Source organism: Paenibacillus enshidis (assembly GCF_042136365.1).
Lineage (GTDB): Bacteria > Bacillota > Bacilli > Paenibacillales > Paenibacillaceae > Paenibacillus > Paenibacillus enshidis.
Genome location: NZ_JBHHMI010000004.1, coordinates 116,294 through 134,579, shown reverse-complemented (window position 1 = coordinate 134,579; position 18,286 = coordinate 116,294). Strand labels below are relative to the sequence as shown.

At 47.8% G+C, this 18,286-nt stretch carries 14 protein-coding genes; 3 read left to right on the top strand and 11 right to left on the bottom strand.

Going from position 1 to position 18,286, the window contains the following annotated elements:
- Positions 1 to 230: 230 nt before the first annotated feature.
- The 3 genes from ACE41H_RS06745 to uxaC form a co-directional block, all read right to left on the bottom strand.
- On the bottom strand, positions 231 to 1,640 hold the full coding sequence (locus ACE41H_RS06745) for an MFS transporter (RefSeq protein ID WP_375354210.1): 1,410 nt from the start codon (positions 1,638 to 1,640) through the stop codon (positions 231 to 233).
- Between the two features lie 69 nt (positions 1,641 to 1,709).
- Positions 1,710 to 3,512, bottom strand: coding sequence for a beta-glucuronidase (gene uidA, locus ACE41H_RS06740; protein WP_375354209.1), 1,803 nt, complete (start codon positions 3,510 to 3,512; stop codon positions 1,710 to 1,712).
- Between the two features lie 28 nt (positions 3,513 to 3,540).
- Positions 3,541 to 4,947 (bottom strand): glucuronate isomerase, encoded by a 1,407-nt coding sequence (gene uxaC, locus ACE41H_RS06735; RefSeq protein WP_375354208.1) that lies wholly within the window; start codon positions 4,945 to 4,947, stop codon positions 3,541 to 3,543.
- A 206-nt stretch (positions 4,948 to 5,153) separates the two neighbouring features.
- Here uxaC and ACE41H_RS06730 point away from each other — a divergent pair, with 206 nt between their 5' ends.
- Positions 5,154 to 6,329: an ROK family protein gene (locus ACE41H_RS06730; protein WP_375354207.1), complete on the top strand. Its 1,176-nt coding sequence runs from the start codon at positions 5,154 to 5,156 to the stop codon at positions 6,327 to 6,329.
- 56 nt (positions 6,330 to 6,385) lie between these two features.
- On the opposite strand, the gene dctA is transcribed toward ACE41H_RS06730, so the two are convergent.
- Together dctA and ACE41H_RS06720 are read right to left on the bottom strand one after the other, a co-directional pair.
- Positions 6,386 to 7,678 carry a C4-dicarboxylate transporter DctA gene (dctA, locus tag ACE41H_RS06725; RefSeq protein ID WP_375354206.1) on the bottom strand — a complete coding sequence of 431 codons (1,293 nt, stop codon included), beginning with the start codon at positions 7,676 to 7,678 and terminating at the stop codon, positions 6,386 to 6,388.
- Between the two features lie 291 nt (positions 7,679 to 7,969).
- Positions 7,970 to 8,872 (bottom strand): LysR family transcriptional regulator, encoded by a 903-nt coding sequence (locus ACE41H_RS06720; protein WP_375354205.1) that lies wholly within the window; start codon positions 8,870 to 8,872, stop codon positions 7,970 to 7,972.
- A 136-nt stretch (positions 8,873 to 9,008) separates the two neighbouring features.
- Here ACE41H_RS06720 and ACE41H_RS06715 point away from each other — a divergent pair, with 136 nt between their 5' ends.
- Positions 9,009 to 9,215 (top strand): hypothetical protein, encoded by a 207-nt coding sequence (locus tag ACE41H_RS06715; RefSeq protein ID WP_375354204.1) that lies wholly within the window; start codon positions 9,009 to 9,011, stop codon positions 9,213 to 9,215.
- Between the two features lie 82 nt (positions 9,216 to 9,297).
- On the opposite strand, the gene ACE41H_RS06710 is transcribed toward ACE41H_RS06715, so the two are convergent.
- Entirely contained in the window at positions 9,298 to 10,014 is a 717-nt protein-coding gene (locus ACE41H_RS06710) for a response regulator (protein WP_375354499.1), read from the bottom strand.
- A complete protein-coding gene (locus ACE41H_RS06705; protein WP_375354203.1) occupies positions 9,977 to 11,605 on the bottom strand; it encodes an ATP-binding protein in 1,629 nt (542 codons plus the stop codon). The genes ACE41H_RS06710 and ACE41H_RS06705 overlap by 38 nt, the downstream gene beginning before the upstream one ends.
- A gap of 112 nt (positions 11,606 to 11,717) precedes the next feature.
- On the opposite strand from ACE41H_RS06705, the gene ACE41H_RS06700 reads away from it, so the two are divergent.
- Positions 11,718 to 12,866 carry a DctP family TRAP transporter solute-binding subunit gene (locus ACE41H_RS06700; protein WP_375354201.1) on the top strand — a complete coding sequence of 383 codons (1,149 nt, stop codon included), beginning with the start codon at positions 11,718 to 11,720 and terminating at the stop codon, positions 12,864 to 12,866.
- On the opposite strand, the gene ACE41H_RS06695 is transcribed toward ACE41H_RS06700, so the two are convergent.
- The 4 genes from ACE41H_RS06695 to ACE41H_RS06680 all read right to left on the bottom strand — a co-directional run bounded on the left by ACE41H_RS06695 (position 12,816) and on the right by ACE41H_RS06680 (position 18,061).
- On the bottom strand, positions 12,816 to 13,223 hold the full coding sequence (locus ACE41H_RS06695) for a GNAT family N-acetyltransferase (RefSeq protein ID WP_375354200.1): 408 nt from the start codon (positions 13,221 to 13,223) through the stop codon (positions 12,816 to 12,818). The genes ACE41H_RS06700 and ACE41H_RS06695 overlap by 51 nt on opposite strands.
- 132 nt (positions 13,224 to 13,355) lie before the next feature.
- Positions 13,356 to 16,493, bottom strand: coding sequence for a hybrid sensor histidine kinase/response regulator (locus ACE41H_RS06690; RefSeq protein WP_375354198.1), 3,138 nt, complete (start codon positions 16,491 to 16,493; stop codon positions 13,356 to 13,358).
- A 101-nt stretch (positions 16,494 to 16,594) separates the two neighbouring features.
- Complete coding sequence (locus ACE41H_RS06685) at positions 16,595 to 16,747, bottom strand: hypothetical protein (protein WP_375354197.1); 153 nt, start codon at positions 16,745 to 16,747, stop codon at positions 16,595 to 16,597.
- A 159-nt stretch (positions 16,748 to 16,906) separates the two neighbouring features.
- Positions 16,907 to 18,061, bottom strand: a complete 1,155-nt coding sequence (locus ACE41H_RS06680) for a response regulator (RefSeq protein ID WP_375354196.1) — start codon at positions 18,059 to 18,061, stop codon at positions 16,907 to 16,909.
- Positions 18,062 to 18,286 lie beyond the last annotated feature (225 nt).

Below are 18,286 nucleotides of genomic sequence, written 5' to 3'. Positions count from 1 at the left end.
CAACCCGCCAACTCATCCCATTCATCGAATAGCGGCAGCAACCTCTCCGGCGTACTGCGCGGCTCCTTCGTCGGGTCCGCGCGTTTTAGAAAATTATAACAAACCCTATCAATACAAATTATGATTTGGAAAAATAAAAAAGATCTTAGGCGGTATGACTACTGCGCTAAGATCTGCAAACTACTGTGCCCCCACTAAATATAGAAGCTTTGTAGCCATTCTCTCATAACTTAACCGTTTCTTTTTCTCTTCAAATCCTCGGCAAGCTGAAGAGTTCGATTTTTGCTTAACGGATAAATGAGAGCAATAATTAAAAATACAACCAGTACAATAATCGCTGGCGCCAGTGTACCCAGCATATGGATTCCATCCAGTGTTTTCTGATCCTGGACTTCAAGATTAACATTGTAGCCTACAAGACCGATGGCGAAGCCGCCAACTCCGCCGGCAACCGCTTGACCAACCTTGCGGGAAAATGAGTAAACAGAATAGATGGTCCCGTCTTCCCTCAAACCTGTTAAAGACTCATGATAATCAATAATGTCCGTTACAAAAGCCCAGATCATCAAATTAAAGAAAGCGTATCCAAACATGCCGATAGCTGAGACACTCACAAATTGAGTTGCTGTAAGATCCGGTAAAAAGTACAGGATGCCGTATACCATGACAGTCAGAAGCAAACCGGCAGAGGTAACCTCTTTCTTGCCAAATCTCGCAACAAGAGGCTTTGCTAACGGAATGGCTATGAGTACGGTCGCCACCTGCATAACGCCCACCAGACTTAATGCTGAAGCGCTACCAAAATAGTCTTTGAACAAATATACGTTGGCAGTTGAAATTAAGATCAGAAATACCATGAATATTAACGAAGCAACCAAAATTGAAATCAAAGGCTTGTTTTTCACCAATCCTTTTAGCGTTGCAGACATAGAGGACTGTGTCTTGATACTTGAATTGTTGGACGTAATCCGCTCTGTAGATAATCGGAAACATCCGATATAAGAAGTCAAGGACAAAATGGCGAAAAGAATGGCAGCAAGTAATATCCGGTTTGCATCTAACTTGTTGTCTACAAAGACAATTAAAGGGGCAATTGCGTTGATAAACAATTGAGCGATGGTCGCTCCCAGCGTACGGAACGTAGATAAGGTCGTACGTTCAACAGGATTGCCAGTGATGACGGATGCCATGGATCCGTACGGAATATTGACAGTGCTGTACAAAGTGCCCCATACAATATACGTGACATAGGCATAAGCAAGATAAAAGCCGTCTGACATTCCGGGAATATGAATAAACATTAATACCCCGCTTATGACCAGCGGAAATGACATTCTGAAAATCCAGGGCCGGAACTTCCCGTGTTTGCCCGGTTTTCTTGTATCAATAAATCTGCCCCATGAAATGTCGGCGAGTGCATCCCACAGCCTTGCAACCATAAACAGAACCCCTACAGCAACCGGGCTGATTCCCATAATGTCCGTATAGAATACCATCAAATACGATCCTACGAGCATAAAGAAAAAGTCGTTGCCTAAATCTCCTAAGAGATACCCGATTTTGTCTCTGAGCCCAAACTTTCTGATCTTTGCACCAGATTGCTCAATATTCAAGTTTTCGAGGCTTTTCTCAGTACTCATGTTTGTCCCCCCGGAAAAATAAGTGTAGACATCTCACTGTATATTTAATAAGTTCAATAATCTAAAATTTTACTCACTCTTTTTATAGCCGAAATCAGGGATTTGGGTCCATCGTTTCCTTAATTCATGGGCAGCCGCTTTCGGTTTGCGATCCCGGGTAAAGATCCCTTTTTTATTCCCCTGCACACGAATGATTCCCTGGCTTGTAGCAAAATCAGCAAAATTCCATACCTGTTCCCCTACGAAATGATCAATTTCATCAAACACTTCATGGTTTGTTCTGTAAAACTCCACTTGGTATTCTTCTGTGAACATGATTGGCTCCACATCATGGAGTCCTGCTACCGTATCGGCTCCGTATTCAGTCATCATGATTGGCTTGCCAGGACAACGCTGCAACCAGCTGTTAAGTTCCTCGCGCAATTTAACCTGCGCTGATTCCAGATCTCCTCCGTCAATATACCAGCCGTAATAACGATTGAACGCAAGCACATCCACCAAATCTGCAATTTTATCCGCCTTCGGCGAAGCCTCAACATGAGTGACCAGGGTAACCGGACGTTTTTGCGGATCCGCTTCCCTCATCAGTTCAATAAGCGGTTTGAAGTATTCATAGGCGCCTTCTTCATAAGAAGCCGGCTCATTGGCTACATTCCACATCACTACACAAGGATGATTTTTGTCACGTCTGACTAATTCCTTAATAACCTGCTTATGATGCTCAAAAGTCTGCACTTCTTGCCAAGTATTTTTCTTCTCACCACCGGCTAACATGACCAGAAAATTCAGGTCCAGACCTACAGCGGAAGTTTCGTCGATGACTACAAACCCTTCCCGATCGGCGAGACGCATGGTCTCTTCCGCATAGGGATAATGAGCGGTACGGAAGGAATTAGCTCCCGTCCATTTCATCAGGTTAAAGTCCATGATATTGGAAGCTTCATCCATCCCCCTGCCGTGAATAGGCGTGTCTTCATGCTTGCCGAATCCTTTAAAATAGAACGGTTTATTATTAATGAGGAACTGGCCGTTCTTAACTTCCACAGTTCTTACGCCAAAGGGTTGTTCATACACGTCGATCAAGCTGTTATCCTGAACAAGCTCGATTTTCAGTGTATATAAATAAGCGTTCAAAGGCTGCCATAACCGTACATCGGAGATCCTTATAGTACCTTTCGCGCCATCGGCTGCAGCAACCGCCTGACCATCTTCATCAACCACGGTTACACGAACGTGTGCAGAGCCTGCAACATCTACAATATAATTCACAACACCTGAATTACCGTCTATATCCGTGACAATTGTGACATCTTGAATAAATGTTTGAGGTGTAGTGTAAATCTTCACTGGGCGCTGAATTCCTGCATAATTGAAGAAATCGAAATTGGGCCGGTTTTTTAGCTTTTTGCCGCCTCCTGAAAGCTCAATTTCCGTATAAAGCCCTACAGGCAGTGTCGAATAATCAACAATGTTATTAACGGCCACAGTCAATCTGTTTGGCCCGGCTTGAATATAATCATTAAGAACAGCTTCGAAGGGCAGGAATCCCCCTTTGTGCTCGACAACCAATTCACCGTTTACATATACCTTGGCCGTATGCGTAGCTGATCCAAATCTTAATACGATCCGTTCGTTCAGCATGACACCGGGCAATGTAAATTCTCTTTCGTACCATACCCAGCCTACATGATCCCGAATGACAGCGGTTACACCAATGTCATTAAATGAGGAAGGAACCGCCATAGGAATCGTATCTTTTAACCTGGACTTATACCATTTTTCTGTAAAACCTGTGCCTTGATCCAGCTTGAAGCTCCACACTCCATTCAGATCAAGCAAGCTGCGCGTTTCAGTCATAATCGGATACAGCATATACAGCACCCCTTGTTCAATAATTGCGTTATCTTTGGAGGAAAAATTGACGGGCATTATAATAACTAACGTTTTGCGCCAATCGCCCAATTTGGTCCATGTCGTTTGGAACCAGTCCCTGTTCTACCCACTCACCCAGCAGATTGCACAGGATACGGCGGAAATATTCATGACGGGCATATGAGAGAAAACTCCGGGAATCCGTAAGCATACCTATGAAATGGCTCAGCAGACCCGTATTCGCCAAATCCTTCATTTGTTTTTCCATTCCGTCAATGTGGTCATTAAACCACCATCCGGAACCAAACTGTATTTTTCCGGGAACCCCTTCCTCATAATAGTTCCCCATCATGCCGGCCAGAATGGCATTATCTTTGGGATTCAGGTTAAATAGAACGGTTCTCGGGAGAGCATCCTCCCGGTCAAGGGCATCCAGGTAACGGGAAAGCCCCTCTGCAAAGTTAGACTCGCCAATGGAATCAAAGCCTGCATCCGCACCGAGAAGCGTTTTCATTTTTGTATTATTGTTTCTCATGGCCCCCATGTGAAGCTGCATGACCCATTTTTTCTCAGCGTACAATTTACCCAACTCTTTGAGAAGACAGGAACGGTAAATCGATATTTCCTCCTCATCGAGCGGTTGATGACCACTCAACCTTTTTGTGAAAACTCTCTCCGCTGCTTCCAATGGCACGTCGATAAAATGAAGCTTCTGGATATCATGGTCCGATGCGCGCGCCCCATGTTCATGAAAATAATCAATCCGTTGCTTCAAGGCGGCTACCAGATCCCTTACATGTTCAATTGGATACCCGGTGACGAAATGCAAACGATCTATCCATGACTCGAATGCCGGATCATCAATATGAAGCGCTTTATCCGGGCGGAAGGTAGGAGCGATAACGGGCTCGAAAGATGCATCTTCGTTCAAAAGTTTGTGGAATTCAAGCTGGGACAGCGGATCATCCGTTGTGCCAATGAACTTTACATTCGCTTTTTCAATGAAGGCTCTTGGTGTAAATCCCGCCTGCTGCAGCTTGTCGTTGCATTCCTCCCAAATTTCGCGAGCGGTAGCTGGGCCTAACACCTTCTCAATCCCGAAAAATCTTCTAAGCTCCAGATGCGTCCAGTGATACAGCGGGTTGCCAACCAAATGGGGAACGGTCTCCGCCCAGGCCTGGAATTTCTCCCAGTCTTCTGCTTCTCCGGAAATAAACCTTTCACCGATTCCATTCATTCTCATAGCCCGCCACTTATAATGATCTCCCCCTAGCCATAACTGAGTGAGATTAGAGTATGGTTTGTTTTCCCAAATTTCTTTAGGATCCAGATGACAATGAAAATCGAAAATCGGCAGCTGCCTCACTTTATTTTCAAACAGTTCAAAAGCGGTTGCTGTATTCAAAAGAAAATCAGGCTCCATAAATGACTTCAAATTCCACCCCTCCTTCTCTGAATTTTTACTTGATGTAATCCCTTACATAATTAATTAGTTCAATAAACAAATTAATGATTAAGATAACATTAGCAAGTTATTTTTGTCGTGTCAATCGTTTATTTTATAAGGCAAGTTTTTCAATAGTTTAAGTGTTATACTGGAAGATGGAATATGTATAACTGTTTACAAACTGGAGGAATTAGATGATTACAGGCGATGCTTCTTATATAAAAAAAATTAACCGATCACTTATAATTAAAGAAATTGCTAAGGAAGGAATGATCTCAAGGGCGGATCTTTCAAAACTGACAGCCTTGACACGTGCCACTATTTCCGTGCAGGTTGCCGATCTGTTAGACGAAGAACTTATCGTAGAGCAGCAGCTGGAGCATAACTCCGTCGGGCGCAGACCTATTATGCTCTCTATTAATGCTAAGACAGGTTATGCACTGGCAATCGATCTCGATGCAGGGCATATTTCATTCCTTGTTACTGATTTGTTAGGTAATTCGCTATCTTTTACTACCATCCATGTTGACACTACCGAATATCATGAAATTCTGCCGCTTCTAACCCAGCATATTTCTAAATACGTTCAAGATTATTCTGATAGCAGGTATGGCATCGTAGGTATAGTAGTAGCAGTTCACGGCCTGGTCTCTTCGAATGAAGAAATTCATTATATTCCCCGTCTGGGCTGGAGCAGCGTAACGTTGAAAAACGATTTGGAAAAGGCCGTTGGCATTGATGTCCATCTTGAAAACAATGCAAACCTGAGTTCTTTTGCCGAAAGTGTATTTTGTCATCATGAAGCGGACAGTCTCCTATCCCTCACACTCTATTCGGGCATCGGTCTCGGGATGATCATAAACAACAAATTTTATCGTGGCCATGATGGATTTGCTGGTGAAATCGGCCATATGATCGTTATGCCGGACGGCAGACCCTGTGAATGCGGAAATAAAGGCTGCTGGGAAAAGTACGCCTCTGAAGCATCTGTCCTGGCCGCTTTGGCGCAGCAAAAGCAGCTGCCTCAAGTTACGTACGAGCAGGTCAGCAACTGGGTTATCAGCGAGGACCCGGAGGTTCTGGATACGATGGAACAATTTATTTATTTTCTCTCTATCGGCATTAACAATATCATTAATATTTTTAATCCCGAGACGATCATTGTTGATAGCGAGCTTTTGCGCATTTATCCGGATTCAATCCATAAAATTAAACAGAAACTGACTTCAAAAACGGGTCATTATAAAAATCTGCTCATTTCCTCTATCGGAGAAAAATCCCCCATTCTGGGAGCATGCGCACTGGCTATTCAATATTTTCTTGATGTGCCTGCATTGAACTTGCCTCATTCGACAGATGTGGAAAAATAAAGACAGGGAACAGCCAATAGGCTCCCTGTCTTTTCATAGGATATGGTCGATTAAACTTATACAGCCGGATCGGTGCTTTCCCCTTGCAGGGAACGGACGGTCCCGAGCTCCAGCCCCTGCTCCTCCGGCGGGGTAAATTCCTTCTCGCTCTTCGCAATGACGACCGTTGCCACACTGTTGCCCACGATATTCGTAATCGCACGCGCTTCAGACATAAAGCGGTCCACCCCCAGCAGCAGCGCCATGCCTTCGACCGGAATGACGTTGTTCGGTATGGCCGCGAGCGTCGCAGCCAGCGTTACAAACCCGGAGCCGGTAACACCCGCTGCTCCCTTCGAGGTCAGCATCAGGACACCAAGCAGCACCAGCACCTGCGTAATGGTCAGCTCTACGCCATAGGCCTGGGCAATGAACATCGCCGCCATGGACAAGTAAATGGAGGTGCCGTCCAGATTAAAGGAGTATCCTGTCGGCACCACCAAACCTACCACCGGTTTGGAGCAGCCGAACTTCTCCAGCTTGTTCATGACACGTGGCAGAGCCGATTCGGAGGATGATGTTCCCAGTACAAGCAGCAGCTCTTCCCGGATAAATCGCAGCAGCTTGAACAGGCTGAACCCGTTCATCCGCGCAATCAGACCGAGCACGATCACGATGAACAAAAACATCGTGATGTAGACCGAACCCATCATTTTGCCGATCGAGAACAGGGAGCCTACACCAAATTTGCCGATAGTATAAGCCATCGCGCCAAAGGCTGCGAATGGAGATACCTTCATAATCATGGCGACAATGCGGAAGAAGATTTCGTTAGCGCTTTCAAGAAAATGGGTAACCGGCTTTGCTTTCTCACCCAAGCCTGCCATGGCGAGACCAAACAGGACGGAGAAGAACAACACGGGCAGCATGTCCCCTCCTGTAAAAGCGCCTATCGCATTGTCCGGAACGATGCCAACGATAAAATCAAGAAATCCGTGGCTTGATTCCGCTGCCTGCTCCTGAAACTTGGCTACCGCTTCTGCCTGCACGCCCTGGGTGCTCATACCCTCGCCGGGCCGTACAAGATACATGACGGCAACACCGATCGCCATGGCCAGCGTCGTCACAATCTCAAAATACAGCAAGGCCTTGCCGCCAATCCGGCCGATTTTTTTCATGTCACCCATGTTGGCGAAGCCGATTACGATCGTCATAAACACAATCGGGGCGATGACCATTTTGATCATTTTAATGAAAATGTCACTGATAATCTTCATCTGGTCAGCAAATTGCGGGTACAGAATGCCAAAGATAATCCCCAGAACAATCGCTGTCAGAACCTGAACAGACAGGTTTTTCCATAGCCTCATGAAATGCACACCCCCTTTTGTGATCTATATCATAGACAAAATGATACCGCTTACATTGGTTGGTGTGAATAATTTGGCCGTTTTGTTCTTTTTGTTCATTTAGGTCTCATGGCAGGCGATATGATGAATTTTAGAGGTTTTGAGACGCTTTTGAGACGCTCCGAGAACGAAGCATTCCTACAATCGCTGTTGACCCTTCGGGCCAAAGGCGACCGCTCCGCTTTTCCGGAATTGCTTCGTCCTCTCCGCTGCTGCGTGCGTTCCCCTACCTAAAAAATTCAAAATAAATCGCTACTCCTGTGATTTCAGATTGGGTAAAAAAAGCATCGACCCCAAAAGCTGCAATTTCAGCTCATCTATAAATTTCTGGAAGGCGCTCGTCATATACAGATCATGCCGTCTGATAAAAACAGTCGGGACTTCTCCGTATCGTTCCGGAAATGGATAACAGCGGATGCCGTCCTTCACGTTCATCTTCTCAAAATAGGATATAGGCAAAATGGAAAATCCAATGCCCGCTTTCACACATCCCAGCAGCCCTTCCATCGTCCCGAACTGCATAACCTTTGCCAATCGGAACCCTTCGTCCCGCAGCCATTCTTTCAGCCGGTGACTGTAGATACAATCCTCGTTCAAGACCAGCAAAGTCATGTCCTGAATCGAGGTTAGCCCGCGAAATTCCATCGCCTCCGGGATGATGAGGCCCAAGCTCTCGTGAATAACGAGCTCCTGCACGATTTCCGGATGACCGACCGGTCCATCCACAAAGGCCCCGTTAACGGCATACTGCAGAACAGCAGTGATGAGCTGCTCGTTTCGTCCGATTTCCAGATGGACCTCGACTTCAGGAAATTTGCCGCGATAAGCAGACAAAATGGCGGGCAGGCGCACGGCAGCCGTCGTATCCGAACCTATCGTTATCGAGCCTTTCGGAACAGGGGTATCCTGAACCGCTTTTTCCGCCTCCTCCAGCAGATTCAAAATTTTTTCCGTGTACTCCAGGAGGGTTTGACCTGCAGAGGTCAACGTAATACCACGGCTGTGCCGGTAGACGAGCGGGGTCTTCAGTTCCTGCTCCAACTGCTGAATTCTGGCCGTCACATTCGATTGCACATAATTGAGCCGATGAGCCGCTTTTGAAATACTCCCTTCCTCGGCAACCGTCCGAAACACCTTCAGAACACCAATATCCATGTCCGGCACTTCCCCCTCTCTTCGCTCGCCATCACTTATGATGATGGATCCCTATCAGATAGCTTCATTATACATGATCCTCTACCCCGATTATGATGGAATTACACAAAGAAATGAACACAAAGGAGTGGGATCAATGGAAGAAAAAACTTGGCGTTTTAAGGTGCAAGGGGAGCATGGGGAAGAAGTAGTCGTCCGTCCGGATGAAATCAGAACCGTTTACGATTTATTAGGAAAAATAAGAAATAACGGACGCACAGTTTCACGTATGGAACCTCCCCTCGAGGAGAACATCCAGCTAAAAACCGTCGAGGAACCCTTTTGGAACACTTGCACCTCTTAATTGCACAGAAAAAAAACTATAAGTGCGTGTTCAAAAAGTCAGGTTTTCAGCACCGAAGCGTATGCTTCTTATCGACATGTATTCACCTTGTCTTGTCACCCAGTTTATAACGGTTAACAGGCCTGCCGACTCCGCCGTATTGGACATCCAGCAAAAGGACGCCTTTTTTCTGCAAATACTCCAGATAGCGGCGGGCCGTTACTCGTGCCAGGCCTGTCCCCTCCGCGACCTCCTCCGCGGAACGGGAGCCATTCTGCTCCCCCATAAAAGCGATGATCTGACGCAGCGTCATCACCTGCAGTCCCTTTGGCAGCCCCTGTTCCTCCTGAGCCGCCCCAGTAGGCTCTGGCCGTTCCCGGCCATGAAGCAATCGGTCCAGCTCAGGCTGCGACAGGGAAGCACCGCCCGCAAGCCTGCTTCGCTTGGCCGTGTATTGCACCAAAGCCTGCTTGACCCGCTCGAATTGAAAAGGCTTCATAATATAATCCACGGCCCCGAGCTGCAGCACCCGGCGAACCGTCTCCGGGTCGCTCGCCGCCGTGATCGCAATCACATCGATATTCAACTGCTCCTGACGCAGCTGGCGGAGTGTCGTCAATCCATCCTGCACAGGCATGTACATATCGAGAATCGCCAGCTCAGGCTTCAGCCTGCGCAGCAATTCCATACCGTCTAATCCGTTTGTGGCCGTGCCCATGACTCTATACGGTCCTGCTTTCTCAATAAACTGCCTGTGAATTTCGAGGACCATCGAATCATCTTCAATCAGGACGACGCTCATCGGCTCGTTTTTCCCCATCATTGCCCTCCTCCCGCTGCATCGGCAGTGTAATCATAATGCTCGTACCTTCTCCTTCATCCGAGTCCATGGCTATCGTCCCGCCAGCCGCATCAACGATGCTGTGCACAAGGTGCATGCCGATCCCCCGATGCTCACCCTGTTTCGTCGTATACCCCATCTCAAACCATCTGGCGCGGGTCTCCTGGCTCATGCCGGGGCCGTTATCCTCAATCAGCACAGAGCAGACCTCCGCATTCTGTTCTATGCTCAGAAACACCTCTGTGGGGCCCTGCTTATCCTGCAGAGCATCAAACGCATTTTCCACCAGATTGCCCAGCACAACTACCATGTCATGATGGTCAAGACCTGCCGGCAGTTCTTCAAGCCAGCTGTGACTGTCCAGCCTCACTCCGATCCCGAGCTCCTTGCCGCGGCTGATCTTCCCGAGCAGAAGACCGGCGATGCTGTCGACGTGAATGCGCTGGTTCACGAAACGCAGCAGCCCCTCCTGCTGCTCGACCACCTCATACAAATAGGTAAGCGCACGCTGTTCATCCCCAAGCTGAAGCAACCCACCCACAGTATGAAGCTTGTTCATATATTCATGGCTCTGTACCCGCAGCGCTTCTACAAACGCTTTGACACCGGTCAGTTCCTCCGCCATTCGTGTCACTTCCGTCCGGTCCTGGAAGATCGATACCGCACCGACCACCCTGCCTTTGACCGTGATCGGAACGCGGGTGCTTACAATATGGGCCGGACCGATAAAATCGGTGTGATTATACAGAGGCCGGTTCGTCTGCAATGTGGCCGGAAGCCTGGAATCCGGCAGCACCTCCCGGACCGGACGTCCGATCACATCCCCCTGGACACGCAGCATTTCCCTGGCCTTTTCGTTAAATATGGTGATCTTCTCCTCACTGTCAATCGCCACAATCCCTTCATGCATCGCCTGAAAGGTGGCTGTCCGCTCCACGAGCAGCCTTGCAATCTCTTCCGGTTCGAGCTCGAACATCCGTTTCTTGATATGACTCGCAAGCAGCCAGGAGCCCCATATGCCAAACAACAGCGTCAGCAGCGAAATTACATAAATTTCACCAAGCATGCTTTCAATTAAGGTACCCAGTGTCGGCAGCAGCTTGCCAGCAAGGACGACCCCCACTTGCTCGCGCTCTTCGTTCATCACGGGCGCAAACGCGCGCAGCGCGGTGCCTTCTTCCCCTTTGGCCTTTGACAAATACGTATGCTCTGCAAAAGCGGCCCGTTCATCGGCGCCGCCGGATTTGGTGCCGATCAGCCGGTTTGCCGGATGCGTCCAGCGGATTGCATTCATGTCCATAATAACAATATAGTCTGTGTTATTGACAATCCGGATTCGTTCGGCAACATCCTGGAGGACTGGACGCTTGCCTTTCTCCGTGAGACCCTCCACCACTGCAGGCATTTCCGCCACCGTCCGGGCTGTGACAAGCAGACGCTGCCCCAGCTCCTCCTCCTTGAGCAAGGCGATATGACCTGTCAGAATAATGCCGCCGATGCTGAGGGCAAACAGAACGATGCAAAATGACAGGATCGTAATTTTCCCTTTAATCCGGAGTCCTTTGCGCACATTATCCCCCCAATGCCTCAAAGCTGAAAAGTAATTGGTACCGTTTGCAACAAAACCCTTAGCGTATGATAAACTATAAGCATTCTGTTGAGCAACCGGGGGAATGAAGATCATGAAATCATTTTGGGGCATTGGCCTTTTTGTCATGTTTGGACTGCTGACAGCCGCTGCCATCGGCTTTTATTCCTATTTGCCCGCCGATCCGCTCGTTTATGACGATGAACAGACCGGGCTGCACGAAGATATTGTCATTAAATTCAGCTATTCCGTTGCAGAGAATACGCCGAAAGGGCAGGCTGCGGAAAAATTCAAACATCTCGTCGAGAATAAAACCGGGAATCGGGTGCATGTGGAGCTGTTCCCCAATGCGTCCCTCTATAACGAAAGCGATGAAATGGAAGCACTGCACAACGGCAATGTGCAAATGATCGCGCCCAGCTTCTCGAATATTGCCGAGGCCATTCCGGAGTGGATGGTGATGGACCTGCCATTCGCTTATCCGAATGAAGAGGCGGTGATGGCCGCTTTTCAGGGAAGGATTGGAGAGGAGATGAAAAAGTCGGCAGAACAGCAAGGAATGATCGCCATGGCATTCTGGGGCAACGGGTTCCGCCAGATCACCTCCAGCAATGCGGCCATCGTGCATCCGCAGGATGTGCGCAATCGGAAGATGCGCATTCAGCCAAGCCTTGTCATTCAGGAGCAATACCGCTCGCTGGGTGCCACAACCTATCCGCTGCCCTTCAATCAAATCTACAGAAATGTGGAGAATGGCACTGTGGATGCCGAGGAGAACACGATTTCCAACATCTATTCCAAACGGCTTTACGAGGTACAACAGTATTTAACGGTTACGAACCACAGTTATCTGGGGTACGGTGTATTAATGAACAGGCAGTTCTGGGAAGAGCTCCCACCGGACCTGCAGCGGCAAATTCAGAGCGCTATGGAGGAAACAGAAAGATGGGCCAACCGCAATGCAACGGATATTAACCGTAAGCAGTGGAGCAGCATTCAGGAATCCTCCGGCATGGAGATCATATATCCCGATGAAAGGACTTTACAGGAATGGCGAACCGCGTGGACGCCCTTGTATGAACAGTTCAATGCAGCAATCGGTCCAGAGCTGATTGATGAAGTCAAGCACCTGCAGCGCGAATATGACAGTCAGACCCCTGCATGGGTAAGTACAGATGACACGGACAATCCTTCAAAGTTTTTTGGTCAGAATGATCTCCATCGGTTCATTTTCGAGTATTAAACATCCAGCGTTCCGGTATCCCAGCTTCCTGTAATAATGCTGTGCCTCTTCATTGGCCTGAGTAGATGTCATCATCAATTTATAGCCGTTGTTTTTCATTTCATGTTCCCAAAAGTGGACAACCATCCTGCCGGCTCCCTTGCCCCGGTGCTGCTCATCGATCCAGAGCATGTTCATGAAAGGGGTGTTATCCCAAAAATATCCGAATCTCATCCAGCCGATATTAATTTCATTCTCGTCACGCACAATATATATTTCTTTTGCTCTTATTTTCACCTGTATCAAACTCCCTGAAATATGGCGGTCATGCCCTCGTATATACCCACAGTCCGAATCAGCAGCAACAACAATCTTCATCTTATCCCCCCTTAGCATTAAATCGTCTGCCTTTTAACTCCTGCTCATTTGCCGTTTTCAAATTACTTGTAACGATTTTCTCACCAAAGATACAACTGCCCGTTGCACGAGAAAAAACCGCTTATCGCGGCTCTAGCTCTCTTCTGGTGTCTTAGGGACCGCGAAAGAAACCATTGTCCCCTTTCCCGGACTGCTGTTGATTTGCAGTCCTCTGCCGTATAGCTGCCGCAGGCGTCTATCGGTGTTCTTCAGCCCAACTCCTTCGGTTGAATCGGGGCTTGGCTGAAAAATTTCCAGCAGCCGCTTGCCGTCCATGCCAACTCCATCGTCCTTAACCGTGATTTCAGTCCAGTTCGGCCAATCTGTTACGGCAATGATGACCGTTCCCCCGTTGTTCTTGGGCAGAATCCCATGCTTTAATGCGTTCTCAACCAGGGTCTGCACGGATAACGGCGGAATCTGCACAGAGCCGTGCACCCTCTTGGCAATATCCCACTGTACATTGATTCTGCTGCCAAAGCGTTCTTTTTCAATATACAGATATGATCGCAGCAGCTCCAGTTCATAGTCAAGCGGCAGCAACTGGTTCATATTGATCGGGTCGAAGCTTCGGCGCAGGTAATTTCCAAACTCATTGAGAAGAGCGACCATTCGATCCGTGTCCACCTCACTGAGGGAAGCGATCGTATTAAGCGCATTATGTAAAAAATGGGGCTGTATTTGCGCTTGCAGCCAAGCGGCCTCCATGCGCAGACGTTCGCCGACCGATTGCTTCAGATCGACCCATGCGCGGATGCGCAGCTTCAGCTCCATAGCTCCCACAGGCTTGGTTACATAGTCATTCGCTCCTGCGGCAAAAGCAGCCTGCACGTCTTCCGGCTGATTCCTTGCGGTCAGGAGAATGACCGGAAGCTCGGAAATTGAGAATTGGCGCCGGATTGACTTCGTCAATTCATACCCGGACATGTGCGGCATCATCACATCTGAGATCACCAGATCCCATTGCCCTTGATGAAGCCGGACCAGCGCTTCCTTGCCGCTTATTGCGGAGGTAATGTCATAGTGCTCCCAAATGAGCATATCGCCGAGGATTCCCAGATTAACCGGATCATCATCCACCACCAATATTTTGGGTCTGCACTTGTCCGAAGATGCTTGCAGGTCCGCCGGTGCAGAATCCGCTGCTTGCGGCAGTGGATAAGGCTTCCCGTCACGTCCGTCCTCCCGGAGCATACGAGACCCCCGTCCCGCCTCGATTTCGGCCACCGGCGCCGCTTCCAGCTCCGCAAGGCCGAATTGCACTTCAAGGGTAAACGCGAACTCCGATCCTTGTCCCGGGACAGAATGAATTTCCAAGGTCCCGCCATGAAGCTCAACCAGCTGCTTTGTAACGCTGAGACCAAGCCCGATACCACCGCCAGTCGCGGTCATCCCCGAATCGCCGCGTTCATAAGGCTTCAATATCCGCTGCTGTGTCTCTTCATCCATGCCGATCCCGGTATCCTTGATACGGATCACCGCTTTACCGTCCTTCAATTCGGAGCAAATGGCAATAAAACCCTCCTCTGTATACTTGATTGCGTTATGTACCAGATTAAACAGAATCTGCACCAGCCGATTTTCATCCGCGACCACACGCGGAAAATCCGCCGGTATATCAATGACAAGCTTAAGCCGCTTCCCTTCCGCCAAATAGCGCAGCATATCCGTTACACCGGATGCCAGCCCATGCAGGTTAACCTGTCCCTTATTCAAACGAAAGTTTTGTTCCTTCAGCAAGGTCACATCCAGCAAATCGTTCAGAAGCAGCGACATTCTCCGGCTGACATTGATCAGCAGCTCCAGTTGCCCCTCGCTTTTAGGCTCCAGCTTACCCCTGGCTTGGTCCAGAACCGACTGTGCCATGTTAATAATGCCGTGCAGAGGATTGCGGAGCTCATGGGACGTATTTGCCAAAAAGTCGTCCTTCAGCTTGTCCGCCTTTTGCAGATCATCAGCCAGCTTTTGCACCCGCAGCGTATTCTGGTAAAAACGATTGAACCAAAAAGCGGCAAAGCCGAGGAACGCAATAATCAGATCGAACGGATAATAGGGCATTTCCTGCCATAAATAAGCTTTGATGATTCCGCCGATCAGTTGGTTGATCGAGACGGCAGTTGCCGACAGCAGCAAAATGAAAGCATCCTTCTCTCCTCGCCGAATAGCACGAATCACAAAGTATGGAAGCATGACAATATTCATCAGTGCGAAAACCAATAGAAATTTGCGCTGATAAACTATAAAATCTATCGGAAGAATGATCGCAATCAGTATGGCTACCACACCGAAGACATTGACCCAGCGCATAAACCTTGTGTGTGTTCCCGAAGCAAACATCGCATGTCCGAACCAAATCAAGCTTAAACCAATTCCCATATAGCTTATTAGCCTGATTTTAACTTCCCACATTAAATCCATGGGGAACCATTCCACAAGCAGCCGGTCATCGTCCATCAGCATGCCTGTCAGTGCACAAACAAGCAGCACTGCGAAAAAAAGCACTGTTTTTTTTCGATATCCCATAATAAACAATATGGCGCTAAAAAATACAAACATCAGAATGACTATGGACACCATTAGCTGCATAACCTGCGTTAAAAGCGTTTGAAACGATACGGCTGTCGCCGTCCCCAGTTTGATTGCCTTGGTAATGCCTCCAGCATAGGGATAATCGAAATTGGACACATGAACGACAAGCTCGATTTCTCTTGCATCTGGCTGAAAAAATTCCGAGAACGGAATATTTCTCGCATGATTTTGCGAGCGGACCTCAGCCGGTTGGCCATTCTCCCTTGCTAAATTGCCGTCAATATATAATCTTGAAGCCGTCTGGATGCTCAATACCCGAATTCCATAAGTCACATGCGGGTCATCTATTAAAATCCGCAGCCGATATGTTCCTGTTCCAGTATTGGTTCCCGTATCGGTCGCCTGCTTCCAGGCGCCGGGAACCTGAATCCATCGCTTAATCTCCCTGCCCTCTTCTCTCTCAGCGGCTTGAGGTGTCAGGAATTTCCCGGGGTAAAATTCCCATTCTCCGTTTAACGTTACAACACGCTTCTCGTCAAAGGACAAGCCCCGCAGATCAAGAACGCCCTGCTTCGCTGAAGGTGTTGGCGGCTCTATGCAAAAAACGAGCCAAAGCAGCCTTAATCCTATCAAAACAGCAATAAACAGCAGCAGAAGCCCTATCATTTTTGGGGGAGTTAACGAATCAATAAGCTTTTGCAAAAACATCCAACCCTTTGACTATAAACTAACAATCCAATTGATCATACAATCGATTATAACAACTGATAGGGGAATTTGTTAGTGTCTCAGGTATAAACCAGCTACTCTTTCGATTGTCTTTTACGAAATTTCAACCAGATGCCCAGAGTCAAAATGACCAGTCCGGTCAATTGCACCGGCAGCACTCCGGCCACGGATATCATGTGAAGAACGAGCACCCAGGCCATGATCATGGCTAGAAATTTTCTGTTCATGTTTCTGAAATGAACCACCTTCCTCTGCAAAATGGAACAATGAACATTGTACGAACCAACTCTCTACATATCCTTTACAGAATTGTAAGACCTGCATCAACAAAAACGGCATAAAAAAACCAGCTCCTAATCTGGAAGACCCAGATTTAAAGGGGCTGGTTATATATATATTTTCATTTTCTTTTTCCATGCCTCATACCACTCGACAATATGAATACTAGGTTCTACCCCCAGTTCCTCCTGCATCACGCTTTCTAGCCTGCTGTACTGAAGCAGCACTTTATTGTTCATCTGCTGGCCGGCATAGATTTGCATTAATGCGAAATGGGATGTTTCTTCTTGAGGGAATATGTCGCAAATCTTTAGAAAACATTTTTCCGCTTCACCAGTCAGTCCCTGCTCTTCATACCATCCTGCGAGGGCAAATGACGTGTGCAGCCACAACGCTTTCAGACGTTCCCGCTCACTCTCCAACCACCAGTAGTCATATTCCCCGAGATAATCTCCAGTATAGGCTTCGATCACCCTCAGATAGTCTTTTACAGCTTCCATTGAAGGGGCAGTCAGCGCAGTTTGCAAGCTCTTCCATTCATCAACATCGACCAGAACGTTCTGCAATTGTAGAATATAGCCCTCTGCAACCGTTTCGAGCTTTACGTAATCCGTGAATGGACGCAGCGTTTGCCGTACATGATAAACCGTGTTATACAACTGCGCATACACTCTGTCTATTTCGTAGTCCGGCCACAGAACCTCAACGAGCATAGACTTGCGGACAGGCTGTCCACGGTACTGCAGCAAATACAGAAATAATTCCTGGGCCTTGTTAGTGCGCCACTGCAACAGCTTAAGCTCGCCTGGGGGCCGTTCGATCATCAGCTGCCGGAACAACTGGATGCGAATGGAGGACGGCAACGCAGGCTTCTCAGCGGCTTCCCCGATTACAAGCTGGTTATTGGTGCGTTTTTGAATTCTTTCAATCGTTTTGGCCAACCGCTGTACGCTTACCGGCTTCACAACATAATCAAGCGCTTCCAATTCAAATGCCTGCACTGCATAATCATGAAAAGCTGTAACAAACACAATGGAAACATCCGGCTTGCTTCTCACAATGTCCTCAGCCAACTCAATTCCGCTCATTTCAGGCATACTGATATCGAGGAAAATAACATCAACAGCTTTATGTAATATCTCTGCCCTTCCAGACTTCACATCAGAATATGTCCCTACGATTTCAATGTCCGGAAGCTTCATCAGTTGTCGCTCCAGGAACTCGATTGCAAGAAGTTCATCGTCGATAAGAATTACCTTCATGTTCACTCTGCTCCCTTGCTGCAAAAGCTGCTTGATTCAAACAAAAGGTGCTCAAAAAAATCCGGGTTCCTCAGAAGTTATATTTTCTTATATCTTAAAAAATTGGTGGAGAGTGAAGTATTCTATGAATATTTTCCTAAATATGATGTTTCCTTTCCTACAATATACTACCCGGTTGCCGTTTTGCCAATACATTTGAAAATCCCATTTGAAAATGGTTGAAAA